Source organism: Microbulbifer litoralis, assembly GCF_023634065.1.
Classification (GTDB): domain Bacteria; phylum Pseudomonadota; class Gammaproteobacteria; order Pseudomonadales; family Cellvibrionaceae; genus Microbulbifer; species Microbulbifer litoralis.
The window spans coordinates 669,618-695,183 of the sequence record NZ_JALKCV010000001.1 but is presented as its reverse complement, the minus strand read 5'-3'; the positions used below and the strand labels follow the sequence as shown (position 1 = coordinate 695,183).

The window sequence follows — 25,566 nt, the reverse complement described above, 5'->3', positions numbered from 1 at the left end:
ATAAATCGTGATGGCAATGTCGGTTTTCCTGTCTTGTTGAAGTTGTCACGAATTTCAAGGAATAACATTTTTGTTCAGTGTTTTAAAGTGCTAGTAAAATTTTTGGTTAAGATTTTTTGTAGTATCAGAAAGCTACGGCGTGAATGCTATAGCTCTCCTCGGAGATATTTATTGCCCAGGGTCTCAATTAAATCCAGCAGGCCACCTTCGAAAAGAAAGTTTTCCGCAAACACGATCTCCTGCGGATGATAGCTGTCTTTCCATATATCGCTGTGATCATTTCTTGATCTATTCATGATGATGTATCCCTGCTGGCGGTTTCCCGCATCCATGGCTCTCTGGATACAAAGCATTTCTCCTTCTACATTTTCATCGGCGCTGGTCATGGCTCCGACATGCAGCCCTCCTTTAGCAGGAGATTTTCGGAATTCATTGAGAGAAATTGAAAACCAGGGTAATACGCCCAAAGGAAAGTCACTTTGTGAACATCTATAATATGGACTGCCATCTCGAAGTTTTCTGCTGGAAGCTTCCAGTATACTGAGATGTTTTCCCTGCCGAACAAATGCTACGGTATCCCCATCATTGGGATCGGTTATTCGAGCTAGCTCTTTTACTTCATAAGGCAGTTTCTCGTGATGCTCTATTTTGGTTAGAGGGTTTTTCAGAGGGTATTTAGCTTTTGGTTTCCAGCTCATTTAAAACCCCTTGGATACATAGGAGATGGCACCGGCGTCTTCCAGTTGTTGTAAATTTACCGGTTTGCGTTCGAAATTCAATGTTTCCACTGCACCAAACTGATTGCTGGAGCCACTTATTTTATCCCTAGTTAGACCATTACCTTCGTAGTATTGGTTGTTGCCTATTCTTTGCTGCATATACATACGCTGGAGCATCTGCTTTTGCTCGCTGCTGGGAACGTCGGTAGTTGATAGATAGTTGCCAAAGTCATCCCGCTCTGTAGACCATGAACTATCAAGATAACCAGCATCCAATGCCGCTTGATAATGATTTGAATATTCCGCTTGGAACTCAGGTGTCATTGCTGTTTCAGTAAATTCTGCAGGAAATTCATCAGGCAGTTCCCGATTGGCAAATTCACCGACCTTGTCAAAGGTCGCCGGCACACTCTTGACACCGGTTAGTGGTGTTGCCTTCTCTGTGTCGATTACGACCAGGGCGTACTCGGTATCGGGATCGTAATCCAGTCCCAGCTTTTCAGCGATCAGGCGGCTGTCTGTGTCGGCGTCCTCCAACTGGTCGAAGGTCGTGGACCAGTACTTGGCGCCGTTGCCACTGGTGCCTTGCATTGGAGCTCCAAGCATGCCGGGTTCTCCATTGAATGTCAGGTAGCGGCTTTCCATAAAGCGTACATGATAGCGTTCATTGGATACGTCCCCGGAATCAGCCAGAGCCTGGAGTTCTGCGTCGGTGTACTTTGGCTGGTAACCGTTTCTGGCAATCTCATCGGCCATGGAGTTCAGGCGATTGACGGCGTCGTCCAATGAACTGGGTGGAACACCTTTGCGTTGGCTGAAATCGGTTCGGCCCCTTGTCGCCGTCCTCTCTTTTCGCGGGGTTGGTGCGGGCGCACTCTGTTGGGCTGGTTCAACCTCGCCGAGGCTTTCGAAATCGTCGAAGCTGGCCGCCTCACCCCCTCCATTACTGCGTTCCCGGGCGAGCTTGGCCCTGCGGGCCTGCTCCGCAAACTCCATCAACAGATCCCCGACCCTGCGGAACTTCGCCAAATGCCGCGCCTGGCTGGCGGCGCTGGCTGCCAGGCCGGCTCCGGCGGTGATGGCGGCCAGGATCAGGGTGAACAGGACTTCGAAGGCGGCGCCGCCGGAGATTTCGGTGATCTCCAGGGCGTGCTGTGCGCTGGCGTAGTCGCGGGCGAAGCGGGTGATGTCCGCGCGCAGGGCGGGGTCGTCCCAGATCAGGTCGGCCACTTCCATGGCCCGGTCCAGTTGCTCCGCGGTGATGGCGCTGGGATCGAAGCCCAAGGCTTCCACCAGTTCCCGCTTCTCGGCCTTGAGGTGCTCCTCCGTATAGGCCGCGACGATATTGTCGCCGTCCCGGCGGCTGCGCTGCAGGGCGCGGTAGCTGGAGTGCATGGCGCGGAGGCTGCGCTGTACCGGGTTGACGACGTCGTTGACCTCCTTGAGCCACTGCGCCAGGTCCGCGCCGGCATTCCAGAGGCCGTTGAAGAAGGCGCCGGTATAGATCAGGGCGCGGCCGCCGGTGGATTCCCGGGCCAGCAGGCGCGCGTGCTGTGCGGCTTCGGCCCGCTCCCCGGCGATGATCTGCGCCAGGGCCCGGCGTATCTCGACCCTCAGCAGATTGCGGCGGTCCCCCTCCGCACTGTCTGCCCCGGCGGGCCCGCTGGAATCGATGCCGACAATGGCGAGCTCGCCGTGGCACAGGGCCTGGAGCAGGTCTTCCCGCGGGCACAGGGGTGGGCGCCGGTTGTCGAGGCGCTGCTGCCGCCAAGTCTCCAGCAGGTGGAAATTGCCGGTGGTATAGAAGTGCTCCCGGGCATCCAGCAACTGGCGCTGCTCTATCTGGTACAGCAGTGCGTCGGCCTGGGCGGGGTGGGTGGCGATACTGCCGTCGATCGGCAGCCGCGAGCCGGGGGAAAGGCGGTAGCAGTTGCCGGCCTCATCCGTAAGGTCGAAGTGAAACATATCCCTGTCTTGTCTGTGTCTAAAAGACAAATGCTATGAATAATCCGGTGGCCAGATCAAGTGAAGAGTTATCGTTTTCGGCACTCTGTCACTTCCTTATTGGCGAGAGTGCCGGGCGGCCTGGCTGTAATTTGGTGTAATGGCATGTGATCGACCTGTAATCGCCCGATCCGTAAAGTAGCGCACATCGTTGAGGGGCAGTGAACGACAGCGGGATTTGACTTCACGCCGCCTATGGACAGGCACTCCTCGACGGCCGAATCCGAAGGACCGGATCTCTGCGCTCTGCGGCGCAGCGTGGGATGGATACCCATTCAGCGCAAGCTGAATTGTCAAGCCGGGCCCGGCATACACAGAGCCTAGTAGGCCGGGATTTGGGGAAGGGCTTGACCGGGGCAGGGATGCCTCATTTTCGCTCTTGATAGTGTTGTTGTAACCGTCGATGGCTGGGACCATCAATTCGGGCCGGCAGTAACTGCGTTGCTGCCGGCTTTTTTTATTGCTATGGGGTTGGCAGTGCATTCCTCATGGATGTGGAATGCAGTATCCTTGTTATGTGCGTTGACTCACAAAATCTGGAACGAATACAACAAGTTTTTTATAAGGGGTGGATTTATGAGCAAATGTGACGAATTGCCGGTGCTGGATATCGAAGTACCTGGATGCGGGAAGAGCCTGGACCTGGTTTTGAAGCCGTTGAACCCGGGCGACGACGGCAAGCCGCAGTACTGGCCGCTGTTCAACCAGGACAGCCCGGACGAGCATTTCGGCAATATGCGCTTCCGTTTCTGCGGTGAGCGCGGGCTGGTCAAGCTGAATATTACCCTGGACCTGTCAGAAGTGCCGGGTCGGGAGTTGGAATTCTCCCACTGCTGGCGCAACGGGCTGGACGGCATTATCGCGCTGAGCCCGGATTTCAAGCACCAGTTCTGGGCGCGGGCCCGCTGGACGCCGCAGGGGTATACCAAACTGGTGATCTGGATTCGGGACCGGGAGGAGATTCCGGATAACTTCTCCTTCCTGTGGCTGTGTGAGGATGTGGAGACCGGAATGCATTTTGTTTCCGGTGATCCGAACGCGCAGATCGACCCGAGGTAATCAGTCGCAGATAGCGGTCTTTACGTCCGCGGACACTTGGGGCTGGGTGCAGAGTCGCTGGAAAGCGGGCAGATTGAACCACTCTGTGCTCATACCCTGTTGTAGCAGTTCCTCTATTTGGTAGCTGGCAGAATGCCACTCTTCTGATAGCGTGTATATTTGTGCAGCTACGTACTTGATGTCGGTGTCTTCTGGAGCCTCTTTAAGTAGTTTGTGGGTTAGAGAAATTGCTTCAGAGAGCCGATTTAAATTGGCTAAAGCAAGCGCATGATGCCATTGGTCTTCAAAGTCGTTGCTGCCATCTGTGAGAGTTAGTACTTTCTGAAAGCTATCATTTGCTTGCTTTCGAAAGCCTAGAGCCAAATAAGTTTCTGCGATTTGAGCTAACGTTGGAGTGTTGTTTGGGACTGCCTTTAAGACTTGCTGGTAGACCTTAAGCGCCTGATCGTATTCGCCTATTAAAAAGTAAGTGACACCGAGGTTGGATTTTGTGCGCCAGCTACGCAGCTCCTTGGGAATCTCAGTTATTGCCGCCTCGGCAGCTGCTGAGTTGCCACTTTCCAGCTCGATTACGCCGAGCAGCGAATACGACGACCAGTGTTGTGGATAGTTCTGGGTTAACCCCTTCAGTGTGGCTCGAGCCGCAGTATAGTCGCCGCCGGCAGTTTGATTGATTGCGATCAGATACAGATTATCGGCCGATGGGGTTAGTGCAGCAGCATCCTGCGCATAGCGCAGCCCTGATTTATAGTCCCCCTGCCCGAACAGGAAACGAGAGTACTGCCCAAGCAGATTGGATGTCGGCAGTCCCTGCTTCTCTAGCTGTGAAAACGTGCGATTAAACGCCTTTTTATCCGTGTCGAACGAGCGAATTAACAGCTCGGTTTCGAGCAGACTTGAACTGTCCGGGATCTGCGATTTTCCACTATTGATTAAGGCCAAGGAAGATTTCAGGCGTTCGCTCTTTCCGTCTTCAAGAAACAGATACGTAGTGATATCCGCATGCGTCCTGTATAGATTGAGGTTCTGCGGATAAATCGTGATAAGTCGTTCCAGTGCTGATAGGTCACTGTCCGTCACTTCGCGACTTTCTCTGCGGGAGGCAATATCCAGGTACTGTCCATAATGTTCATCGGACATGGCTTTAGCCGTAGAGGACTCTTTCTGATAGCCAGTCGGGAAAAACTCGACAGTGCGATTGCTGATTCGGTATTCCGCCTCCTGCCGCTTATCCGCCAAGAACGCAAAGTCAGTCTGCTGTTTGATCTGGCTGTCCTTTGGCCCAATCCGCTGCAACTCAATCTCACACCGCACCCGCGCACAGTCCAGCCGCGCATAGAGCGCATCGGTCACCCCCTTCTCCCGCAGCGCCTTCAACTGCGCGTCAAAATCCTCGCCTTCCTTCGGCGTAAAACTCACCAAGGCGCTGGCCTTCAACTGCGAGGCCGCGTTCATCAGCGCCTGGCGCACCATGGTCGCGGTCAGTGCCTTGGCATTGTCCTCGCCGCGCACTTCGCCGCTGATCTCCACCGGCATCACGGCGATATACTGCGGTTCCAGCCGGGTGATTTCCTGCCAGCCCCAGTAGCCGGCGCCGATCGCAATCACCAGTCCGGCGATGGTGGACAGGAGCCGCTTGTGCCGGTTGGGCGGTTTGCGCAGCAGTTGGGTGACGGTTTCGGAGAACTGCTGGGTGTCGGTATCGGAGCCCTGCTGGTACAGGAACGCCAGCGCCTCGTAGACCTGCTGCGCGGATTCCGGGCGGCGGTGGGGCTGTTTGGCGAGCAGTTTGTCCAGCAGGACCGCCAGCGGTTCCGGCAGCCGTTCCCAGGCTTGTTGCGGCGGGATATGGGGTTCGTTGACCACCTTTTGCGCCAGCGCCATGCTGCCGCCCTCGCCTTTGTCGAACGGCTTGGCGCCGCACAGCAGTTCGTAGGCGATGGTGCCGAGGCTGAACAGGTCGGAGCGGGCGCACAGGGGCAGGCCCTGCAGCTGTTCCGGGGACATGGCGTCCACGGTGCCGGCCACCTGGTCTTCGCGGGTGATATCGGTGGCCTCGTGATCCAGGGATTTGGCGATGCCGAAGTCGGTAATCTTGGCGGTGCCGTTGAAGGTGATGAGGATATTGTCGGGCTTCAGGTCGCGGTGCACGATGCCCAGGGAGTGGGCCTCGGTCAGGCCCTTGCAGATCTGCATCAGCAGGCCCAGCTTTTCCCGCAGCGGCGCCGTGTGCTCGCGCATCCACTCGCGCAGGGTGGTGCCCTCGACATATTCCATCACCAGCGCGATGCCGCCGTCCTCTTCCAGCACGTCGTAGAGCTGCACGATATTGGAGTGGTTGAGCTGCGCCAGCAGTTGCGCCTCGCTGTGGATGCGGGCGCTGGCGGATTCGCTGGTGCTGTCCTTGCGCAGCTTCTTGATCGCTACCTGGCGGCGCAGGCGGGTGTCTTCGGCCAGGTAGACGACGCCCATGCCACCGGCGCCGAGCGTGCGCTCTATGCGGTAGCGGCCCAGTTGCTCCTGTTCGGGTTCGGCGACTTCCATAGCCATTTATTCTTGTTGGCGGTGATCGGTTACGGCCCTGTTCCGCGCAGTACGGCGGCGGATCGGCGCACAGTTTACCCTGTTTGGTGGGAGGGTACTATTTCTGAACAACCCGGGCAGGCGCTGTGCCGCCCTCGCACAGCGCCGGGTATTCGGCGCGCAGGTCGGCAAATTCCGGGTGGCTGCAGAGCTTCGCAAAGCGCCGGGTCCGGAACCAAACGGGGGCCTGCCCCAGTTCCAGCGACCTGCGGATATGGGCCTCGGCGGAATTCAGGTCGTCTGTGGCGATATAGACCTGGGCCAGGGCCTGGTTGACGTAGGTGTCGTCCGGGGCCCGTTGCCGGGTTTCCAGCAGCGAGGTCACGGCGCGTTCGGACTGGCCCAACTGGGCGTGTGCCAGGGCCTGCACCAACCGGTTCTCCCAGCCTTCGCGCTGCCGGCTGAGTTCCAGGGCGCGCTCGCTGAACTGCCGCGCCCGTTGCGGGTCACCCCGTTCGCGGGCGATCTCCGCGCGGTACAGCAGGGGCTCCACGTCACTGGGCAGGGCCGTGTAGAGATCTGCGAAGCACTGGTCCGCCCGCTGGAAATGCCTTTCCAGGTAGTGGGCCATGCACAGGTTGTAGAAATCCAGCGCACTCAGCTTGCCGGGGGCGACATCGTCGAGCAGGCGAATGGTTTCCCCGGTGCGGCCCATATCCAGTTCGTTGGCGGCCAGCAGCGAGCGGGTGTCGGCATAGCTGCTGTCGATCTCCAGTGCCTGTTGCAGGTAGGGCCTGGCGGCCTCCATCTGGCCGTTATAACTGAGTGACAGTGCTTTCTGCAGCAGGTAGTTGGTGCTGGTACGCAGGGCCAGGGCCTTGTCCGACGCGATCAGCGCCCGTTCATAGTCGCCGCGCAGGTGGTAATGGATGGCCTCCGCCTGGTAGTAGTTGGCCCGGTCCGGCAGGGCGGATTTCAGCTGTGCCAGGACCTCTGCCGAGGCGTCCCAGTTGTAGCGCGCGTGGTACAGGAAGAGTCGGGCGCTCAGTATTTCCACGGTGTCGGCAATCTCCGGCGGCGCCTTGGCGAGCATTTCTTCAAGCCGGTCGATGGAGTTCATGTTGCGATTGCTGAACCGGTCGTCGAAGGCCAATTGCCCATAGAGTTCGTAAACAGGGGGAAATTGGGGGGCCCTTTCCTGCAGTTCCTCCAGGGCATCCAGGGTTTCCCCGATACTCTGGAAAGTCTTGCCTCGCGGTTGCAGCTCCAGGTAGCGCCGGTAATCCTCCTCGCTGATGGTCAGCTTCGGGCTCTGCGCGCGCGGTGGGTACTGAGGCAGCAGGTAATTGACCTGTTGCAGTGTCTGTTCAAACCCACCCAGGTTGGAGTCCAGGCTCAGGGAGAACTGGCGGCTGGCGATCACGGAAAAGCCTTCCGTTTCGATCAGCTCCAGCGACAGATCGCAGTTTTTTTCTCCACAGTCAATGTCTGGGTTGAGCAACAACTGTGCATCCTGGGCACGAGCCTGGCGACGCATGGATTGGTTGTGCAGTTGTCGGGATTCGGATTGGGGGACGAGGTACAGCCCCTCGCGGTTGGAAAGACCCTGCCGGATGGCGTTCTGTACGCTTTGGAAAAGCAGGTGAACTTCCCGTTTCTGTTCCGCCGTGTCGACTGTCGCCGGTACGACGGCAATATACCGCGCGGTGCGGTCCGGCTTTTCCCCCGGCCACAGGGAGATTGCCGCCGCGACCGCCAGCCCCGCGGCGACGGCGAGAGCCGCCCCGGTGGCGAACCCGAAGCGGCGCCGCCGGCGGTAGAAGTGTTCCGGATCGAGCGCGGCGGTGCCGGTATCGTCGCTGGCGCCGGGGTCCAGCGCTTCCAGTTCCGCGGCCACATCGGCGGCGCTGGCGGGACGCCGCGCGGGTTTTTTTGCCAGCAGCCGGTCCAGCAGCCGGCCGAGTTTTTCCGGCAGTGCCGGGTTGACCCGGCGCGCCGGCGGGTGCGGGCGCCGGATGATGCGTTCGGCCATGAGGTAGGGGCTGTCGCTGTCGCCGAACGGGTTCCGCCCGCACAGCAGGCGGTAGGCGAGTATGCCCAGGGCGAAGAGATCGCTGCGCTGGTCGAGTGCCTTGCCCTGCGCCTGTTCCGGCGAGACGGCGCCCCAGCTGAGGGCGATATGCTGCTCGCTGGTGAGGTTGCTGCGCTCGCGCCAGCTCTTGGCGATACCGAAATCGGTGATCTTGGCCGCGGGTGTGGCGCCGCGGTGGCTGACCAGGATGTTCTCGGGTTTCAGGTCGCGGTGGATGATGCCCAGCTGGTGGGCCTGCTCCAGGCCCCGGCAGACCTGCGCCAGGATATCGATCCTGGCGCGCAGGGAGATGGAGCGGTCGTCGATCCATGCCCGCAGTGTGGTGCCCTCGACGTACTCCATGACCAGCGCGATACCGCCGTCGTCCTCGTCGAACACGTCGTAGAGCTGCACGATATTGGGGTGATTGAGCTGCGCCAGCAGTTGGGCTTCCCGGCGGATGCGCTGCTGTGCGGAGGCACCGGCGGTGTCCGGCAGCAGCTTCTTGATGGCCACCCGGCGTCGCAACTGGGTGTCTTCGGCCAGGTAGACGACGCCCATGCCGCCGGCGCCGAGCTTGCGCTCGAGGCGGTAGCGGCCCGGTTTCTGCTGTTCCGGTGCGTCGGTTTCCATGGCGCTCTGTGCTTGTCGAAGTCCTGGTCTGTCTGTTGGCCCGGGCTGCGGCGGCGTGCAGTCTACCCCACACGCGCTGCCGCGACTATTTGCGGGCGATCCTGGTTTCGGCCCGCCCGGCACACAGGGCCGGATATTCACTGCGCAGGTCGGCAAAACCGTCGCCCGCGCATACCGCGGCGAAGCGCTCGGTATCGAACCAGGTCGGCGATACCCCCTGCTCCAGGGTCTTGCGAATATGGGCCTTGGCGGAAAGCTGGTCGCCGGTGGCGATATAGACCTGCGCGCGGGCGTAGTTGGTATAGAGATCGTCCGGGGCGCTGCGGCGGATCCGCAGTAGTGTCTCGATGGCGAGGTCGGCCTGGCCCAGTTCGGCGTAGGCGCGCGCGCGCATCAACTGGGCCGACCAGTTGTCGCGATCATCGGTGAGTGCCAGCGCGCGGCGGGCGAGCGCCCGCGCCCGCTCCGGCTGTTGTTGTGCGCGGGCGATTTCCGCCTGGTAGAGCAGCGGGTCGGCGTCTTTGGGGGCGCGCTCGGCGACGCCGGCCATGCACTGCTGTGCCCGCTCGAGCTGTTCCTCGATGTAATAGGCCAGGCACAGGTTGTAGGTGTTCAGCACGCTGAGCTGCTCGACGTCGGCGGAGTTGAGCAGGCGGATGGTCTCCCCGGGGCGGCCGCTGTCCAGCTCGTTGGCGGCGAGCAGGGAGAGAGCCTCCATATTGCTGTCGCCCAGTTCCATGGCCTGCAGCAGGTAGGGCTTGGCGGCGTCCATCTGGCCGCTGCGGCTCAGGTAGAGGGCCTTCTGCCGCAGGTAGACGGCACTGGTGCGGCGGGCGAGGGCGCGATCGATCGCGGCCAGGGCCTCCGGATAGTTGTCGCGATAGTCGTAGTAGCTGGCCAGCTGTGCGTAGTAGCTGGCCCGGTCCGGCAGTGTCACCTTGAGCTGTTGCAGCAGCGCCTCGGCGCGATCGGCGTCGTCGCGGGTGATGGTCAGTTCCAGCCGCGCCTCGAGCACGGCGGGGTGGTCGTTGATCTCGTAGGGGACCCGCTGCAGGAATCTCTCCAGCCGTGCCAGGGCGGCGGCGTTGCGGGTGTTGTCGTACAGGTCGATGGCCAGCTCGCTGTAGAGCCGGTAGTAGGGCGGAAAGCCGGGGTTATTGGCCTGCAGTGTCTCCATCGCCCGCATGGTTTCCGCGGCCCTGACGTCGTCGTCGCGCTGTTCGTACAGTTCCAGATAGCGCTGGTAATCGGCCGCGCTGACATCGAAGCCCGCGCCCGGGCCGCGGGGTGGATTGTGTGGGAACAGGTAGGTGAGTTGCTGCAGCACGCGCGCGCGGCTGTCGAGGGGCTCGCCCAGTTCCAGCACGGCGCTGCGGCTGGCGGTAACGGCAAAATTCCGCGTGTCGATCAGTTCCAGCGACGCCTCGCAGTGGGCGGTTTCGCAATTCAGCGACGGGTGCAGCAGCAGGTCTGCATTGAGGGCGCGGGCCTGTTCGCGCAGCGATTGGCCGCGCTGCTGCCGGGACTCGGTGTAGGGCACCAGCAGCAGGCCCTGCCGGTTGGAGAGCCCCTGTTTGATGGCGCTGAGCATGCTGCTGGCGAGCAGTTGTTCCTCGCGGTTGTCGAACGCATCCCGGTGCGGCGCGACCACGGCGATATAGCGCCCGCCGCCACTGTCGGTTTCCGGCCACAGGGCCACCGCGGCCGCTACCAGCAGAGCCGTACAGCCGACGGCCAGGGCGCCGAGCAGGGCCCGGCGGCGGTCGCCACTGCGCTGCCGGCGCCGGTGATAGTCCTCGGCGGTAACGGTGACGGTGGGGCTGAATGCGTCGCCGCCGTTGTCGTCGAGGGCCAGCAGGGCGGCGTCCAGCTCGGCGGCCACCGCGGTGGCGTTGAGCGGGCGCCCGGCCGGGTCCTTGGCCAGCAACCGGTCGAGCAGCTGGACCAGCGGCGCCGGCAGTTCCGGGTTGAGCCTGTTCGCCGGCGGGTGCGCGATGTTGACCACGCGATCGACGATCACGAACGGGCTCTCGTTGTCGCCGAAGGGGCCCTGTCCGCACAGCAGGCGGTAGGCCAGTACGCCCAGGGCGAAGAGGTCGCAGCGGTTGTCCAGCGGCTTGCCCAGCGCCTGCTCCGGCGACATGGCGCCCCAACTGCCGGCGATATGCTGCTCGCGGGTAAGGTCGCTGTGTTCGCGCCAGTTCTTGGCGATACCGAAATCCGTGATCTTGGCGATGTTGCTGTCGTCGATCAGGATGTTGTCGGCCTTCAGGTCGCGGTGGATGATGCCGATGCTGTGGGCGCGGGCGAGGCCGCTGCAGATCTGCTTCAGCAGCTGGATCTTCTGGCGCAGGCCCGGGTCGCGTTCGCGCTGCCAGCTGTCGAGGGAGCTGCCGTTCACATACTCCATTACCAGGGCGACGTCATTGCGCTCTTCCACGACATCGTAGATCTGCACAATGTTGGCGTGGTTCAGCTGCGCCAGCAGCAGGGCTTCCTTGCGGATGCGCAGGTGGGCGGAATCGCTGGTGGGGTTCTTCAGCAACTGCTTGATGGCCACCTGGCGGTGCAGCCTGTCGTCGGTGGCCAGGTACACCACGCCCATGCCGCCGGAGCCGAGCCGGCGGGTAACCTGGTAGCGCCCGATATGAAAAGGTAACTGCTCTGACGTCATGAGCCTGGCTTTACCGCCTTTTATTGCACTCTTATTGCTCTCTGCCGTCCCTAGCAAATCTGTGTTGTTGTCCTGGCCCCGGCCCGGGCCCCGTCCCGGACTGCGGCCCGTCAATCCATCGGCAGTGGCTGCCGGCGCAGGGTCTGTGCCTCCAGTTCCGAGCCCTTGTAGATCTCGAAACGCTTGCAGCCCAGGCGCACTTCCCAGGAGCGCCGCTCCACCAGGCCGGAGGTATCGATCGCGTCCGGCAGCGATTCGGCGATCTGCTTGCGCGCGCGGAATATCTGCGTGTTCAGGTGGTTGACGGTGATGCCGAGCTCGCGGGTGGCCACCTGGATGGAGACCCAGCCCTGGGCGTCGACATCTGCACCGGCCTCCAAGTCGCGCACGCGTGCGCGCGCCAGGTACATCAGCAGGTAGTGGTGGATGCGCGCGGGCAGCGCCAGTTTCATATCCTCGCGGCGCAACTGCAGTTGCACGTGTTCCTCGTGGTGGCTGACGGCAAAACGCAGGTCGAAGTCGGTAATGGAGAGCTGTTGCATCGACAGCTCGGTGGTGGCGCCCTGGTTGTCGGCCAGGAACAGCTGCCAGCTGTGCAGGCCGCAGTCGATGCGGTCGCCGTGCCTGACGGCGGTGGCGTTGTCGGCGCTGTTGGAATTGCCGGTGAGCTCGTACAGCCACTGGCCGGAGACCGGGCTGAAGTGCAGGCTGGCGAGCGGCTCGCGCTCGTCCGGCAGCAGGTGGTACTGCTCCAGGGGCTGGGCCTCGCCGCCCATCAGGTCGATCAGCAGGTTCTCCGGTGCGTCCAGGTTTTCCACCACCCACTCCGGGTTCCTGGCGCGGCCGAAGGCAATCCGGTCGCCCTGTTGCAGCGGATAGTTCTTGGCCGGCACCAGTTGCTGGTCGTTGACCCAGGTGCCGTTGCGGCTGAGATCGCGGATGTTCCAGTGGGTGCCGGTCCACTGGATGGCGGCGTGAATACCGGAAATCTCCGCACTGGTGATGCGCGTGTCCACTTTGCCCTGGCGGCGGCCGACGGTGTGGTGTGCCATCAGGTAAACGGGCTGTTCCCTGTCTGGATGTTGCAAACAAGCCATGGTTTGCTTCCTTTTCCCCCTGGTTGCCGCGGGGAAGGTGCGGCAACGTCTGAATTCTGAAGCGGGACAGGGGCGCGTGGCGGGGAGCATTGCTCGCAGATGGAAAACCGGAGGGGCCGATATCGATATATCGGTTTTCATTTCGCCAGGCGCCGGAAATCGCCGCTGAAAAACCGGTGCCGATACGACGCCGGTTGAGCCCCATAACCGACGTCGAAAGCCATTTTTCAGCGGCGCTTTGTAATTTGTTGTTACGCCCTGTCTTGATGAGCGACCGCTAACCAGAGGGTCGGCAGCCACTTTAGTGTTGTCGCACCATTTATACCGAACTTCCGTGTGAATGCAACGATTGAATGCGAATGAGTGGTAATTCGTGGGTTCGTTGCGTTTGGCGCGAAAAGTTTCCAGCGAAAATTACCGCTTTTACAACGCCAAACGGCAGAAAATGCACAAATGGCAGTGGCCCTGTCCGCCCCGTTTCTCTTTTCGCGACTATTCTTTTTCCTGTGGCCCCTGGCGGCTGTCCTTGCGGTCAAGATCGCCGATATCCAGCACCGGGGAGGCGTCGATATGTTCGGCGTCCATCATCAGCGCCACGCGCTGCAGAGAGGAGATGATCATCGACTGCTCCCACTCGCGCAGGTCGCGGAACTGGCGTACGAAATGGTCCTGCAGGGGCGTCGGTGCATCGCGCAGGATATCCATGCCCTTGTCGGTCAGGTAGGCGTGCACCTTGCGCTTGTCCTGGGAGGAGCGCTCGCGGTAGACCATGCCGCGTTTTTCCAGGCGGTCGAGGATGGTGGTCACGGTGGCCTGGCTGAGGCTGATTTCCCGGGCCAGGGCGCCGATGGTGACCTGGCCCTTTTCGCGGATCGCCTGCAGCAGCAGCAACTGCGGCGCCGTGAGGCCGGCGGTCTTGACCAGTTGCTTGGAGTGCAGGTCGGTGGCGCGGATCAGGCGGCGCAGGGTGGTCAGTACTTCTTCGATTTTGTCCATCAGTAGGAGGCTCTGCAGGTCTCGGCGGGAAAGGTGCCTGAGAGCGACTTTATGCGCCATTTCCGGTTTGTCAATTGCCGACCCATGAGTTCTCTCCCCGCGCGCGCCCGTTTTGGCACCGCTGGTGCGGTCCGGTTCCAGGTGATCCGGCCTGCTTAATTTGTGATCACTTTGCATGGGGTCGTCTTGATCTCTCGCAATTGTTTAGAGTACTATGCAAAAAATTATTTAGACCAGTAAATAATTTTTCCAGTAAAAGGTCAAGTTTGACCTAAATGGTGCAAAATGCGGCATTAGGGCCAACTTCTGCATCCCAAACAAAAATTTGATGACTAAAGGTATTGATTTGAGCGCCACAAGCGTTGCGAAATCGCAGAGCGGAAGCTCGGAAAGCAAAACTGAAGAGTCTCCGGAAGAAAAGGTCACAGCGCGGCGGGGTGAGGCCAACGAAAGGGCCAACAATAGGGAAGCCCTGCTGCGCCGACCGGTGAGTGAGGACGGTGCCAACGTGCACCGCCTGATCAGTCGCTGCCCACCCCTGGATGAGAATTCCATTTACTGCAACCTGCTGCAGGCCAGCCACTTTGCCGACACCAGCGTGTGCGCCGAAGTGGACGGCGAGCTGGCCGGCTTTGTCTCCGGATACCTGGTTCCGGAGCGCCCCGATACCCTGTTTGTGTGGCAGGTGGCGGTGGCCGAAGCGGGCCGCGGCCAGGGCCTGGCCGGGCGCATGATTCGCGAGATACTGCGCCGCCCCGCCTGCGCACAGGTGCGCTATCTGGAAACCACCATTACCCCCGACAACGAAGCCTCCTGGGCCCTGTTCCGCGGCCTGGCCCGCAAGCTGGGCACCAGCATTGCCGAGTCGGTGATGTTCGACCGCGAACGCCACTTCCAGGGTCACCACGACAGCGAGATGCTGCTGCGCATCGGCCCGTTTTCCGAATCGGCGGAACCCGGGTAATCCCCGCCTTTTCTTTACTGCGAATTGCCAATTAATCAAGCAAAGGTTTGCCAACATGAAAATTTTTGACGAGATCGAATCGGAAGTACAGAGCTATGCACGCGCCTTCCCGCGTATCTTCAACAAGGCGCAGGGCGAGTACCTCTACGACGAGGACGGCACTCAGTACCTGGACTTTCTCGCCGGTGCCGGCACCCTGAACTACGGCCACAACAACCCGGTATTCAAGGAAGCGCTGCTGGAGTACATCCAGGCCGACGGCATTACCCACGGCCTGGACCTGCACACCAAGGCCAAGCAGGAGTTCCTGGAAACCTTCTCCGAGAAGATCCTCAAGCCGCGCGACCTGAGCTACGTCATGCAGTTCACCGGCCCCACCGGCACCAACGCCGTGGAAGCGGCCATGAAGATCGCGCGCAAGTACAAGGGCCGCGAGAATATCGTCACCTTCACCAACGGCTTCCACGGCTGCACCGTTGGTGCCCTGGCCGCCACCGGTAACTCCCACCACCGCGGTGCCGCCGGCACCAGCCTGGCCGGTGTTGCGCGTATCCCCTATGACGGCTACCTCGGTGACGACATCGACACCACCGCCTACCTGGACAAGGTGCTGTCCGACTCTTCCAGCGGCGTCGACCTGCCGGCCGCGGTGATGGTCGAAACCGTACAGGGCGAGGGCGGTATCAACGCGGCCAGCGCCGAGTGGCTGCAGAACCTGGAAGCCGTGTGCCGCAAGCACGACGTGCTGCTGATTATCGACGACATCCAGGCCGGTTGCGGCCGTACCGGCAGCTACTTCAGTTTCGAGGAAGCGGGTATCAAGCCGGATATCGTAACCATGTCCAAATCCCTGTCCGGCTACGGCCTGCCGTTCGCCGTGGTGCTGATGCGCCCGGAACTGGACCAGTGGAAGCCGGGTGAGCACAACGGTACTTTCCGCGGCAACAACCTGGCCTTCGTCACCGCCACCGCGGCCATCAATCACTACTGGAGCGACGACAAGTTCGCCAAGGAAGTGCAGCGCAAGGGCGACTACATCGAACAGCGCCTGAGCAAGATTGTCGACAAGTACGGCGACGGCAACATGACCACCCGCGGTCGCGGCATGTTCCGCGGCCTGAACTGCATCAGCGGCGAGCTGGCGGACAAGATCACCAGCGAGGCCTTCAAGCACGGCCTGGTGATCGAGACCAGCGGTGCCGACGACCAGGTGGTGAAAACCCTGTGCCCGCTGACCATCAGCGACGAGAACCTGACCCGCGCGCTGGACATTGTCGAAGCCGCCGTGGCCAAGGTGCTGAAAGGCAGCGAGGTACCGGAGGAGCACGATTTCTTCGCCGACGATACGGAGTCCTCCGGCAAGGACGGCGAAGTCGCCGGTGCCGCCTGATTGCACAGTATCTGTCCCCGGATCGAGTCCGGGGGTAGGGCCCTGCAGTTGAGGTCGCGGGGTGCGCATGGCGCGCCCCGCAAGTATGAGAATTCGATCAACCCATCAATGAGAGTAAAGTGATGATTGTTAGATATTTGCAAGATGCCGAGAAAAGCGGACGCCTGATCAAGTCCGACGGCTGGGACAGCACCCGCCTGTTGCTGAAAAACGACAACATGGGTTTCTCCTTCCATATCACCACCATCTATGCCGGCACCGAGCACAACTTCCACTACCAGAATCACCTGGAGTCCGTGTACTGCATTTCCGGTGAAGGCAGCGTCACTGCGGAGGCCGATGGGATCGAGCACGAAATCAAGCCGGGTGCCATCTACATCCTCGACCAGCACGACAAGCATATCCTGCGTGCCAAGACCGAAATGAAGATGGCCTGTGTCTTCAACCCGCCGCTGCACGGCAAGGAAGTACACAATGCCGAAGGTGCCTACGAACTGGACGCTGAAGAAGTCAAAGACGACAAATAATAGATGTTGTAGTGCAGAACCGGCGCCGCGGCGCCGGTTCACCCACAAGTCACTGATACATCTACAGGAAAACCATGAAACAACACACGGTGGAAAAAATTGGCGGCACGTCCATGAGCGACTACGCCGCTGTTCGCGACAACATTATTTTCAAAGACGGCAAAGCCGAGGAAGAGGGCCTCTATCAGCGCGTCTTCGTGGTCTCCGCCTACGGCGGTATCACCGACATGCTGCTGGAGCACAAGAAATCCGGGCGGCCGGGTGTCTTCGCCCTGTTCGCCAGTGCCGACGATGAAGAGGGCAGCTGGTCCGAAGCCGTGAGCGGCCTGCGCGCCCGAATGGAAGAAATCAACGGTACCCTGTTTACCGAGCCCGCACAGCTGGAAAAGGCCAACGCCTTTATCGGCGAGCGCCTGGCGGATGCCGAGAGTTGCCTGGCCGACCTGGAGCGGGTCTGCCAACACGGCCACTTCGCACTGGAGGGCCACCTGAATACCGTCAGCGAAATGCTGGCCAGCCTGGGCGAGGCGCACAGTGCCTGGAACACCGCCGAGCTGCTGAAACTCGAGGGCATCAAGGCGCGCTTTGTCGACCTGACCGGCTGGCAGGACGGCGAGCACCTGAGCCTGGACGAGCGTATCGAGCGCGCCTTCGCCGATATCGACCTGGCCACCGAGCTGCCGATTGCCACCGGCTACGCACACACTGCCGAGGGCCTGATGAAAACCTTCGCCCGCGGCTACAGCGAAATGACCTTCAGCCGCATCGCGGTGAAAACCGGCGCGCGCGAGGCCATCATCCACAAGGAATATCACCTGAGCAGCGCCGACCCGCGCCTCGTCGGCGAGGAACAGGCGGTGCCGATCGGCCGCACCAACTACGACGTGGCCGACCAACTGGCCAACCTGGGCATGGAGGCGATCCACCCGCGCGCCGCCAAGGGCCTGCGCCAGCAGGAAATCCCGCTGCGTGTCATGAACACCTTCGAGCCGGAGCACGCCGGCACGCTGGTCACCGGCGACTATGTCAGTGAAACCCCCTGTGTGGAAATCATCGCCGGCCGCAAGAATATCTACGCGGTGGAGTGCTTCGACCAGGACATGATGGGTTCCATGACCCAGTACGACCGCACGATCAACGAGATCATCGGCCGCTTCAAGGGCAGCGTGGTGACCAAGGACACCAACGCCAATACCATCACCCACTTCCTGGCCAACAACCTGAAAACGGTCAAGCGTATTCGCGGTGCCATCTGCGACAAATACCCGGACTGCGATATCCAGGTGCGCAAGGTGGCCGTGGTCTCCGCCATCGGCAGTGACATGAAGGTACCGGGCATGCTGTCCCGAGCCGTGGCCGCGCTGGCCCGCTCCAATATCAGCGTACTGGCCGTGCACCAGTCCATGCGCCAGGTGGACATGCAGTTCGTGGTCAATGAAAGCGACTACGAAAGCGCCGTGAAAAGCCTGCACCACGCCCTGGTTGAAGTCTACGACCACGGTGAGGCAATTTGTGCGGCGTGATTACCTCGCCATAAGTGGTATTCTGGCGCAGACACAATATTCCCAACAATAAAAACCAGCCTCTCCGCTCTGGGGGCGGAGAGGCTTCATATCCGGGGGCGCTATCCCATGCTGCTTGCCAGTTTTATCGGTTTCCTATTGCTGTTTCTGTTGATCGGCTTTTCGTCGGTGCTGGTCCGCTCCAAGAAGCAGTCTGACTACCTGCTTGCGGGCAGTTCCCTGCCGCCCTCACTCACCGGTCTCTCCGCGGTAGCTACCAACAATTCCGGTTTTATGTTTATCGGTGTGATCGGCTACACCTACGCCACTGGTCTGCCGGCATTCACCATGATGGTGGGCTGGATTCTGGGGGACTGGATGGCGGCTACCCTAGTGACGCGCAAGGTGCGGCAAATGGGCGAGCAGCGCGGCACTCTCACCATTCCGGAGTTGTTGTCCCGCTGGGGTGGAGAGAATTTCCAGCTGCTCAAGATAGTGACCGCACTTATCGCCGTAGCTTTGCTGGGCGTTTACGCTGCGGCCCAGTTCAAGGCCGGCGGCAAGGCCCTGGAGGCGCTGTTCGGCTGGGACGTGCGCACCGGTGCAATTATCGGCGCAGTGATGGTGCTCTGCTACGGCTTTTCCGGCGGTTTGCGTGCCTCGGTGTGGACGGATGCCGCGCAGTCAGTGGTGATGATCATCGCCATGGCGGTGATGCTCGCGGTCGCAGTTGCCGCCGTCGGCGGTTGGCAGCCGGCCTGGAGTGGCCTGCAAGAGGTTTCCCCCAGTTTCTTCCAGTTTTTCCCCGCCGAATCCGCTGCCAGTGGGTGGACCGGTGCGCTGTTGTTCCTGGTTGGTTGGACCTTTGCCGGGGCGGCGGTGATCGGTCAGCCCCATGTGATGGTGCGCTTTATGGCCTGTGACGATGTGAAAAGTATTCAGCGGGCCCGCATCTACTACTATCTCTGGTTCGTGGCCTTCTACCTCCTGGCGGTAAGTGTGGGCCTGATGGCGCGCTTGCTGATGGATCAGGGGGCGGTGGACCCGTCCCTGGTGATGAGAGGGGGTGAATTGGATGCCGAGCTGGCGCTGCCGGTGATGGCGGACGTGCTGCTGCACCCACTGGCCACCGGCCTGGTGCTGGCAGGCCTCTTTGCCGCCACTATTTCCACCGTGGATTCGCTGATTCTCAGTTGCAGCGCCTGCCTGTCCCGCGACCTGATACCCTCGCGCTGGCACGGCTACGCCACCGCTCGCATCGCCACGCTGGTCGTGGTGGGTGCGTCTCTGCTCATCGCCCTGTTCGCCAAGGACAATGTGTTCAACCTGGTGCTGTTCGCCTGGGGCGTGCTGGGCTCCGCCTTCGGTGGCCTGCTGGTAGTTTATGCGCTGGGCGGGCGGCCCCGGGAAGCGCTGGCCGTCGCGATGGTCGTGGTGGCCAGCACCGTAGCTGTTGGTTGGCGCGTAGCCGGGTTCAATGGGACCATCTCTGAAGTGCTGCCGGCACTGGCGAGTGCCTGGGTGGTGTACGGTATTGGCCGGCTCTGTGGCCTGTCTGGCGCGGCGCGATTGTCGAGTGTCGGAGCCTGAGCGCGGAAAAGCGTAAAAGCAGAGTTCGAAAGCGATGAGCGGCGATAGCCTGAGATAGAAAAGCCCGGCATTTTTGCCGGGCTTTTTGTTGGTGGGGATTTCGGAAAGTCCGCCGCGGCCTCGGGAAGCTGCCGCGGCGCTGGTGCAGCTCTATGCAACGCGCACGGCGCCCCCTATACCGGTTTGCACAACGCCGTGCATTCGAAATTGTCTTTGTTGCCTGGTAAACGATTGTAGTATCGCCAATGGTGAGCCTGCAGGAACCCGGCCACTGCACTAACCTGAGCGCATAAAAAAGCCCGGCGTTGATGCCGGGCTGATTCTGTTATGGCGGGTCTGTGTCGGGCTGTTGCCCTGAGTGCGCCAGGAAAGCATCGCGTTACTGGCGGATACCTTCCACGTCGAGGATCATTTCCACTTTCTGCGAGGCCGGGCCCAGGTCGTAGTCGATGCCGAAATCCTTCAGCGCGAATTCGGTGGTGCCGGTGAAGCCTTGGCGGTAGCCACCCCACGGATCCTTGCCGCCGCCGATATCGCTGACATCGATGGTGATCGGCTTGGTGACGCCACGCAGGGTGAGTTCGCCGGTCAGCTTGGCCTTGCCATCACCCAGCGGTTCGAAGTCGGTGCTCTTGAAGGTGGCGGTGGGGAATTTCTCGGTGTAGAGGAAATCCTCGCCGCGCAGGTGCTTGTCGCGCTCGGCGTGGTTGCTGTCGAGGCTGGTCACGTCGATGTTCACGTTGATGGAGGATTTCTCCGGCGCGCTCTCATCGTAGGTGAACGAGCCCTTGAAGTCGTCGAAACGACCGTAGAGCCAGCTGTAGCCCAGGTGCTTGATGCGGAACTGGATAAAGGCGTGGGCGCCCTTGGTGTCGATTTTGTACTCTGCGGCCTGGGCGGTGGCGCCCAGCAGAGTGGCGAATAACAGTACGGCGAGTTTCTTCATGGTGTGCTCCCTTATTGTGTGGTGGTGAGTTCCGGTGATTGGCCACTTTGTGGCCGTGCGCGCATCCCGAGCATTTTACGCAGGGTTGCGTCGCGGTCGATAAAGTGGTGTCTCAGTGCCGCCAGCGCGTGCAGGGCCACCAGCGCCATCAGGCTCCAGGCCAGTATTTCGTGTACCTGCCCGGCGATGTCTTCCTGGTGAGGCAGGCCCTGTACGGTGGCGGGCACACTGAACCAGCCGAAGACGTCGATGGCGCGACCGTCGGCGGTGGAGATCAGGTAGCCGGAGGTCATGATGACCAGCAACAGCAGGTAGAGAATCCCGTGGGCGAGCCGCGCGGCCAGTGCCTGCCAGCGCGGCGTGCCGGCTTCGGCCGCCGGGCTGGGGTTCAGCAGTTTCCATACCAGCCGCAACAGCAGCAGGCCCAGCAGCAGGATGCCGATGCCCTTGTGCAGTTCCGGCCCCTGCCGATACCAGGGATCGTAGTAGGACAACTGGCGCATCCACCAGCCGAGGGCAAACAGGCCGATAATGGCCGGCGCCATCAGCCAGTGCAGGGCGATGGCCACCCAGCCGTATCGGGCATTGCTGTTTCTGGCTGCCACGGAGTTCCCCCAAAAAAGTGATCGATAACAGTGCAGTCCCGCCATTGGGATAGTCTGCACGGGATTATAAAAATTTTCTGTTGCGGGAATAGCAAAAAAACCAGAAGCAACCTATCGAAAAATTCGCAGGAAAGCGAATTTCCGCAGTATCAGTGGGGATATCGACCGGGTCAGTGCGGCGTGCCGCGCGCGCCCTCCCGCTCTGCTGCGGCCAGGATGCGTTCCACGGCGGTGCGATCGACGGCTTCGGAGCGCCGTGCCAGTTGATCCGCCAACCACTCAGGAGAATGGCGCGGCTGCGAGCTGTCGAGGGCCAGTTGTTCCAGCTGCCAGATGACGTTCAGCAGCAGGTGGGGTTCCAGCTCGCTGTCCAGGTCCGATGGCGAGAAAAGTCGCGGCTCCAACTGCTCGAGCTCGCGGCGCTTCAGCACCAGTTCGGCGTAGTTCGGGTACCAGCGGGCGCTGAACGGCTCCGGGCGCTCGCGGTTGTCGAAAATGATCCGCAACCGGTTGCCCTGCTCGTCTTCCAGCAGCGGAGTGTCCTGTTCATAGGCGGGCAGGGCGGGGCGGTGCCGCAGGATGCCGGTAATCGCGCTCCAGTCGCTGTGATTTTCCGCGCACAGGCGCAGGGGCCCGCTCAGTTCGCTCACCTCGGGACGGTCCAGGTAGGCCACCTGCTGGCCGGGACGGTACCAGTAGAGGTCCAGCTGGTACTGATCGGCCAGGTCGGCCAGATCGGCACTGCTCAGGGGTTCCTCGACGACGGCACTGAGGTGGGTGACGGCCTGATCCACGCTGAGCCACTTGCGTCGATGAAAAGACTTGGCGTTGTGCTGTCTCATGCTGGTTTCCGGTCTTTGCGGCCCTGATCAACTTATATCCGCAGACTTCAAGCTTAGCAGTTGCACGTTTGCCACGGGAATTGAGGCGCCGCTAGCGGTATAATGGCGTTTTTATCGTTATGGGAGTTGCCCGTGCAGATTCGTTCCCTGTTCAATCGACTGGCCGCGCTGCTGCTGTGCGCCCCGGCACTGGCCGTTGCCGGGGTCTCGCCGGTGGCGCAGAAAACCGCCGACTATGCGGTGGAAACCTACCAAACGGCGATGACCGATACCCTGGCCGAACTGGTGCAATACAAGACCTTCGCACGCGAGGACCTGCCGCTGGAAGAGAACCCCGAGTTTACCGGCTTCAAGAAAGCGTTGAGCGACAGGGCCGGGGCGCTGGGCCTGGAATTCGAGGATCACGGCCATGTGGTGATTGTCGCCCTGGGCGATGGCGAGGAAAAGCTGGGTATCGTTACCCACGGCGATGTGCAGCCGGCGGACCCGTCCAAGTGGCAGAAGAGCCCCTTCGAGCTGGACCGCGAAAGCGAGCCCGGCAAACTGATAGCCCGCGGCAGCGAGGACGACAAGGGCCCCATTGCTACCGCCCTCTACGCGATGAAGGCGATCAAGGACAGGGGCGTGCCGCTGAAGCGCCGCATCGAGTTGATCGTCTACCTGGCGGAGGAGTCCGACTGGGGGCCGCTGCGGGAGTTCCTGAAGCGTTACCCGATCCCCGCCTACAACATCACCATCGATGCCAACTATCCGGTGGTCACGGCGGAAAAGGGCTGGAGCGAGGTGCGCGTCACCGCCGCGGACAGGCCGCTGGCAGAATCCGCCGCGCCCTATCTGGACGAGTTCCGCGGCGGCTACTTCCGCAGCCAGGTGCCGGATGAGGCCCACGCCACTGTGATCAATAGTACCCCTGCGCTGGAAAAAGCGATCCGCGCCCGCGCCGCGGGGCAGGAAGGGATGGCCTATGAATTTTCCGCGCGGGATGACGGTGCGTTGTCGATCACGGCCAGGGGCAAGGCCACCCACAGCTCCGAGCCACAGCACGGCGTCAATGCGATCGCCTTCCTGGCCGACGCGCTTTCGGTCCACCAGTGGCCAGCCAATGCCGCCGGCACCATGGTGCGCTACCTGAACGACCTGGTGGGTACCGGTATCGTGGCGGAGCCGTTTGGCGAGATCGCCTACAGCGACGATTTCATGGGGCCCATGACGGCGGCGGTCACCATGGTCAAGGCGGATGACGGGGGGCTGACCAGCTACCTGAACCTGCGCCGCCCCACCGGCAAGTCCGCCGGTCGCCTGGAGCGGGAGATCCGCGCGGCACTGGATGGCTGGCAGAAGGAAAGCGGTATCGAACTGGCCGGGGTGGAAGTGGAGCTGGGCACGCCCTACCGGGTGGAAAACGCCATGCACGTGGAGCCGCTGCTGGAGGTGTTCCGCCACTTCACCGGTATCGAGGACGCCGGCCCGGTGGCCATCGGCGGTTCCACCAATGCCAAACTGCTGCCGCACGCGGTCAGCTTCGGCCCGTCCATGCCGGGCAGGGCCTACACCGGCCACTCGGAGCACGAGTTCATGACCGTCGAACAGTTTCGCCTGAACCTGCGGATGTATACGGCCATGATGATCGAGATCGGCAACCTGTAATGGCGGGCGGGCCTTCGCGTCGGCCACACTTTTCTTTTGAAGCTACCTTCACGGCCAAATAGAAGTACAGACGTTGATGCGAAGGCACTGCTACCGGTGGGGATTTGGCAGTCCTTATGAGGCATGGATGCCGATTAGAGCGTACAGGGATGTATTCACAGCGTGTCTGACAAATTCCCACCGGTAGCAGTGGCGCCACCGAAACCGAACTCCCCCACAGCAAACAGGTTCGTCCCTACAGCCATCCCTTCTTCTTGAAATACAGATACGGCGCGATGCCGGAAAGCACGATCAGCGCCAGCGAAAACGGATACCCCAGCAGCCAGTCCAGCTCCGGCATGTGATCGAAGTTCATGCCGTAGATACTGGCCACGGTCGTGGGCGGCAGGAAGACCACGGCGGCGATGGAGAACATCTTGATGATGTTGGTCTGCTGGATATTGATGAACCCCTGGGTCGAGTCCATCAGGAAGTTGATCTTGTTGAACAGGAAGCCGGTGTGCGCCATCAGGGTGTCGATATCGCGGGTGATATCGCGGAAGCTCTCCTGCAGCTCGCTGTCGATATGGATATGCCGCTGCAGGAAAGTGATCGAGCGGCGGGTATCCATCAGGCACAGCTGCACCTTCCCGTTGCTGTCCTCCAGCTTGGCCAGCATATCGATGGCATCTTCCAGATCCGAATCCTCTTCCTCCAGCACCAGGTAGCTGGCCTCGCCCAGCTTTACGTGGATATCCTCCAGCGCGTCCGCCAGGTTCTCCACCTTCTGCTCGAAGACCTGCACCGTCAGCTCCTGCGCGCTGCGCGCCTCCACCTGGCCGCGGCGCGCGCGCATGCGCAGCAGGCGGAAATCCGCCAGTTCGCTGTCGCGCACGGTGATCAGCCGGCCCGGCTGCAGGATGAACGCCACCGTATTGGTATCGTGGCGGCCCTCGCTCTGGGTCAGGAACAGCGAGTGGATATGCACCCCGGCGGCGTCGATGAAATAGCGTGCCGAGGCCTCGATCTCATCGACATCCTCGGCCTCCGGCAGCTCGGTTCTCAGCAACTGTTCCAGCAGGTCGCGCTCGCTCTCCTGTGGGTCCTGCAGGTCGACCCAGATGGTCTCCGACAATTGTTGTTCGGTAACAGTGCCCTGGTAGGGCTGTTCGGCAATCCGGCCGCGCTCTATTTCAAATAGTCTCAGCATGCAAATGACCATGTGGTATGGAGACCCGGAACCTTGCAACACGCCAGGGTTCAGGTCGGGACAGACCACATGGTTACAATCTGCCTGCCGCAAATCAATCGAAAGCGTTCCGGATTCGCACAATAGTTACAGCCAGTGCGGCAATTGCGCACGAATTTCGTCCGTCTCACTGCTCACCAGGTTCTTGCTGGTCTCGCCGGCAATGGCCGCGCGCGTCGGGGAATCCAGAGCATCGCGCAGGCTGCCGACCATCTGCGGTTCGGCCACGATATAGAGCTTTTCGTAACGCCCTTCCTCGCGCCCGCGCTCCAGCGCGTGAGCCAGTTCGCGGGCAAAGCGGTTGCGCGCCGGCCTGCGGCGCAGCTCGCGATAGTTGCCCATTGCGTGACGGCCCTCGCCGCTGCGGTCGAAAGTGCGCCCCGGGGCATCGGCGTAGATGTCGCGCCCCTTCAGGCGGCTCTCCGGGTAGATCATGGACTCCAGTTCGTGGAGTGCGCTGGCGCGCTTGTCCGCCTCGAACAGGCGCGCGTGTGATTGGTTGGCCACCAGGACCCATGCAAGTGCCATGCTCGATTCCTCTCTGTTGTC

Annotated in this window: 19 protein-coding genes; 7 read left to right on the top strand and 12 right to left on the bottom strand. The window is 61.2% G+C overall.

Annotated features, from left to right (window positions below; genetic code table 11):
* Nucleotides 1-146 precede the first annotated feature (146 nt).
* Both MWN76_RS02775 and MWN76_RS02770 read right to left on the bottom strand, forming a co-directional pair.
* Entirely contained in the window at nucleotides 147-698 is a 552-nt protein-coding gene (locus MWN76_RS02775) for a hypothetical protein (RefSeq protein ID WP_250459140.1), read from the bottom strand.
* Nucleotides 699-2,684 carry a hypothetical protein gene (locus MWN76_RS02770; RefSeq protein ID WP_250459139.1) on the bottom strand — a complete coding sequence of 662 codons (1,986 nt, stop codon included), beginning with the start codon at nucleotides 2,682-2,684 and terminating at the stop codon, nucleotides 699-701.
* A gap of 615 nt (nucleotides 2,685-3,299) precedes the next feature.
* Between MWN76_RS02770 and MWN76_RS02765 the strand changes: the two genes are divergently transcribed.
* Complete coding sequence (locus MWN76_RS02765; RefSeq protein ID WP_250459138.1) at nucleotides 3,300-3,782, top strand: hypothetical protein; 483 nt, start codon at nucleotides 3,300-3,302, stop codon at nucleotides 3,780-3,782.
* Here MWN76_RS02765 and MWN76_RS02760 read toward each other — a convergent pair whose 3' ends face one another.
* The 5 genes from MWN76_RS02760 to MWN76_RS02740 all read right to left on the bottom strand — a co-directional run bounded on the left by MWN76_RS02760 (nucleotide 3,783) and on the right by MWN76_RS02740 (nucleotide 13,776).
* A complete protein-coding gene (locus tag MWN76_RS02760; protein ID WP_250459137.1) occupies nucleotides 3,783-6,326 on the bottom strand; it encodes a serine/threonine-protein kinase in 2,544 nt (847 codons plus the stop codon).
* Between the two features lie 97 nt (nucleotides 6,327-6,423).
* Nucleotides 6,424-9,009, bottom strand: coding sequence for a serine/threonine-protein kinase (locus MWN76_RS02755; RefSeq protein WP_250459136.1), 2,586 nt, complete (start codon nucleotides 9,007-9,009; stop codon nucleotides 6,424-6,426).
* A gap of 85 nt (nucleotides 9,010-9,094) precedes the next feature.
* Nucleotides 9,095-11,683: a serine/threonine-protein kinase gene (locus MWN76_RS02750; protein WP_250459135.1), complete on the bottom strand. Its 2,589-nt coding sequence runs from the start codon at nucleotides 11,681-11,683 to the stop codon at nucleotides 9,095-9,097.
* Nucleotides 11,684-11,793: 110 nt separating this feature from the next.
* Nucleotides 11,794-12,780 carry an FHA domain-containing protein gene (locus tag MWN76_RS02745; RefSeq protein ID WP_250459134.1) on the bottom strand — a complete coding sequence of 329 codons (987 nt, stop codon included), beginning with the start codon at nucleotides 12,778-12,780 and terminating at the stop codon, nucleotides 11,794-11,796.
* A 492-nt stretch (nucleotides 12,781-13,272) separates the two neighbouring features.
* Complete coding sequence (locus MWN76_RS02740) at nucleotides 13,273-13,776, bottom strand: MarR family winged helix-turn-helix transcriptional regulator (protein ID WP_250459133.1); 504 nt, start codon at nucleotides 13,774-13,776, stop codon at nucleotides 13,273-13,275.
* A 328-nt stretch (nucleotides 13,777-14,104) separates the two neighbouring features.
* Between MWN76_RS02740 and ectA the strand changes: the two genes are divergently transcribed.
* The 5 genes from ectA (at nucleotide 14,105) to MWN76_RS02715 (ending at nucleotide 19,749) form a co-directional block, all read left to right on the top strand.
* Complete coding sequence (gene ectA, locus MWN76_RS02735) at nucleotides 14,105-14,740, top strand: diaminobutyrate acetyltransferase (RefSeq protein ID WP_250459131.1); 636 nt, start codon at nucleotides 14,105-14,107, stop codon at nucleotides 14,738-14,740.
* A 55-nt stretch (nucleotides 14,741-14,795) separates the two neighbouring features.
* On the top strand, nucleotides 14,796-16,130 hold the full coding sequence (gene ectB, locus MWN76_RS02730; protein ID WP_250459129.1) for a diaminobutyrate--2-oxoglutarate transaminase: 1,335 nt from the start codon (nucleotides 14,796-14,798) through the stop codon (nucleotides 16,128-16,130).
* A gap of 122 nt (nucleotides 16,131-16,252) precedes the next feature.
* Nucleotides 16,253-16,657 carry an ectoine synthase gene (locus tag MWN76_RS02725; RefSeq protein ID WP_250459127.1) on the top strand — a complete coding sequence of 135 codons (405 nt, stop codon included), beginning with the start codon at nucleotides 16,253-16,255 and terminating at the stop codon, nucleotides 16,655-16,657.
* A gap of 74 nt (nucleotides 16,658-16,731) precedes the next feature.
* Nucleotides 16,732-18,180 carry an aspartate kinase gene (locus MWN76_RS02720; RefSeq protein ID WP_250459125.1) on the top strand — a complete coding sequence of 483 codons (1,449 nt, stop codon included), beginning with the start codon at nucleotides 16,732-16,734 and terminating at the stop codon, nucleotides 18,178-18,180.
* A gap of 108 nt (nucleotides 18,181-18,288) precedes the next feature.
* Nucleotides 18,289-19,749, top strand: coding sequence for a sodium/proline symporter (locus tag MWN76_RS02715; RefSeq protein WP_250459123.1), 1,461 nt, complete (start codon nucleotides 18,289-18,291; stop codon nucleotides 19,747-19,749).
* A 379-nt stretch (nucleotides 19,750-20,128) separates the two neighbouring features.
* On the opposite strand, the gene MWN76_RS02710 is transcribed toward MWN76_RS02715, so the two are convergent.
* From MWN76_RS02710 to MWN76_RS02700, 3 genes are all read right to left on the bottom strand, one after another.
* Nucleotides 20,129-20,695, bottom strand: coding sequence for a YceI family protein (locus tag MWN76_RS02710; RefSeq protein WP_250459120.1), 567 nt, complete (start codon nucleotides 20,693-20,695; stop codon nucleotides 20,129-20,131).
* Between the two features lie 11 nt (nucleotides 20,696-20,706).
* Nucleotides 20,707-21,300 carry a cytochrome b gene (locus MWN76_RS02705; protein WP_250459118.1) on the bottom strand — a complete coding sequence of 198 codons (594 nt, stop codon included), beginning with the start codon at nucleotides 21,298-21,300 and terminating at the stop codon, nucleotides 20,707-20,709.
* A 170-nt stretch (nucleotides 21,301-21,470) separates the two neighbouring features.
* Nucleotides 21,471-22,142, bottom strand: a complete 672-nt coding sequence (locus MWN76_RS02700; protein WP_250459116.1) for a hypothetical protein — start codon at nucleotides 22,140-22,142, stop codon at nucleotides 21,471-21,473.
* Between the two features lie 132 nt (nucleotides 22,143-22,274).
* Between MWN76_RS02700 and MWN76_RS02695 the strand changes: the two genes are divergently transcribed.
* On the top strand, nucleotides 22,275-23,789 hold the full coding sequence (locus MWN76_RS02695; RefSeq protein WP_250459114.1) for a dipeptidase: 1,515 nt from the start codon (nucleotides 22,275-22,277) through the stop codon (nucleotides 23,787-23,789).
* Nucleotides 23,790-24,024: 235 nt separating this feature from the next.
* Here the strand turns inward: MWN76_RS02695 and corA are convergent, their stop codons facing one another.
* Nucleotides 24,025-24,978, bottom strand: a complete 954-nt coding sequence (gene corA, locus MWN76_RS02690) for a magnesium/cobalt transporter CorA (RefSeq protein ID WP_250459112.1) — start codon at nucleotides 24,976-24,978, stop codon at nucleotides 24,025-24,027.
* Between the two features lie 126 nt (nucleotides 24,979-25,104).
* The gene (locus tag MWN76_RS02685) at nucleotides 25,105-25,545 is read right to left on the bottom strand and encodes a host attachment protein (RefSeq protein WP_250459110.1); all 441 of its coding nucleotides are present in this window, start codon (nucleotides 25,543-25,545) and stop codon (nucleotides 25,105-25,107) included.
* Nucleotides 25,546-25,566 lie beyond the last annotated feature (21 nt).

What these genes read in the sequence shown, in the direction of transcription:
- MWN76_RS02750 (WP_250459135.1), bottom strand. Translation starts at nt 11,683, where the DNA reads ATGACGTCAGAGCAGTTACCTTTTCATATCGGGCGCTACCAGGTTACC.
- MWN76_RS02745 (WP_250459134.1), bottom strand. Translation starts at nt 12,780, where the DNA reads ATGGCTTGTTTGCAACATCCAGACAGGGAACAGCCCGTTTACCTGATG.
- MWN76_RS02775 (WP_250459140.1), bottom strand. Translation starts at nt 698, where the DNA reads ATGAGCTGGAAACCAAAAGCTAAATACCCTCTGAAAAACCCTCTAACC.
- MWN76_RS02720 (WP_250459125.1), top strand. Translation starts at nt 16,732, where the DNA reads ATGAAACAACACACGGTGGAAAAAATTGGCGGCACGTCCATGAGCGAC.
- MWN76_RS02770 (WP_250459139.1), bottom strand. Translation starts at nt 2,684, where the DNA reads ATGTTTCACTTCGACCTTACGGATGAGGCCGGCAACTGCTACCGCCTT.
- MWN76_RS02710 (WP_250459120.1), bottom strand. Translation starts at nt 20,695, where the DNA reads ATGAAGAAACTCGCCGTACTGTTATTCGCCACTCTGCTGGGCGCCACC.
- MWN76_RS02700 (WP_250459116.1), bottom strand. Translation starts at nt 22,142, where the DNA reads ATGAGACAGCACAACGCCAAGTCTTTTCATCGACGCAAGTGGCTCAGC.
- MWN76_RS02760 (WP_250459137.1), bottom strand. Translation starts at nt 6,326, where the DNA reads ATGGAAGTCGCCGAACCCGAACAGGAGCAACTGGGCCGCTACCGCATA.
- MWN76_RS02755 (WP_250459136.1), bottom strand. Translation starts at nt 9,009, where the DNA reads ATGGAAACCGACGCACCGGAACAGCAGAAACCGGGCCGCTACCGCCTC.
- MWN76_RS02715 (WP_250459123.1), top strand. Translation starts at nt 18,289, where the DNA reads ATGCTGCTTGCCAGTTTTATCGGTTTCCTATTGCTGTTTCTGTTGATC.
- MWN76_RS02685 (WP_250459110.1), bottom strand. Translation starts at nt 25,545, where the DNA reads ATGGCACTTGCATGGGTCCTGGTGGCCAACCAATCACACGCGCGCCTG.
- MWN76_RS02740 (WP_250459133.1), bottom strand. Translation starts at nt 13,776, where the DNA reads ATGGACAAAATCGAAGAAGTACTGACCACCCTGCGCCGCCTGATCCGC.
- MWN76_RS02765 (WP_250459138.1), top strand. Translation starts at nt 3,300, where the DNA reads ATGAGCAAATGTGACGAATTGCCGGTGCTGGATATCGAAGTACCTGGA.
- ectB (WP_250459129.1), top strand. Translation starts at nt 14,796, where the DNA reads ATGAAAATTTTTGACGAGATCGAATCGGAAGTACAGAGCTATGCACGC.
- ectA (WP_250459131.1), top strand. Translation starts at nt 14,105, where the DNA reads ATGACTAAAGGTATTGATTTGAGCGCCACAAGCGTTGCGAAATCGCAG.
- MWN76_RS02725 (WP_250459127.1), top strand. Translation starts at nt 16,253, where the DNA reads ATGATTGTTAGATATTTGCAAGATGCCGAGAAAAGCGGACGCCTGATC.
- corA (WP_250459112.1), bottom strand. Translation starts at nt 24,978, where the DNA reads ATGCTGAGACTATTTGAAATAGAGCGCGGCCGGATTGCCGAACAGCCC.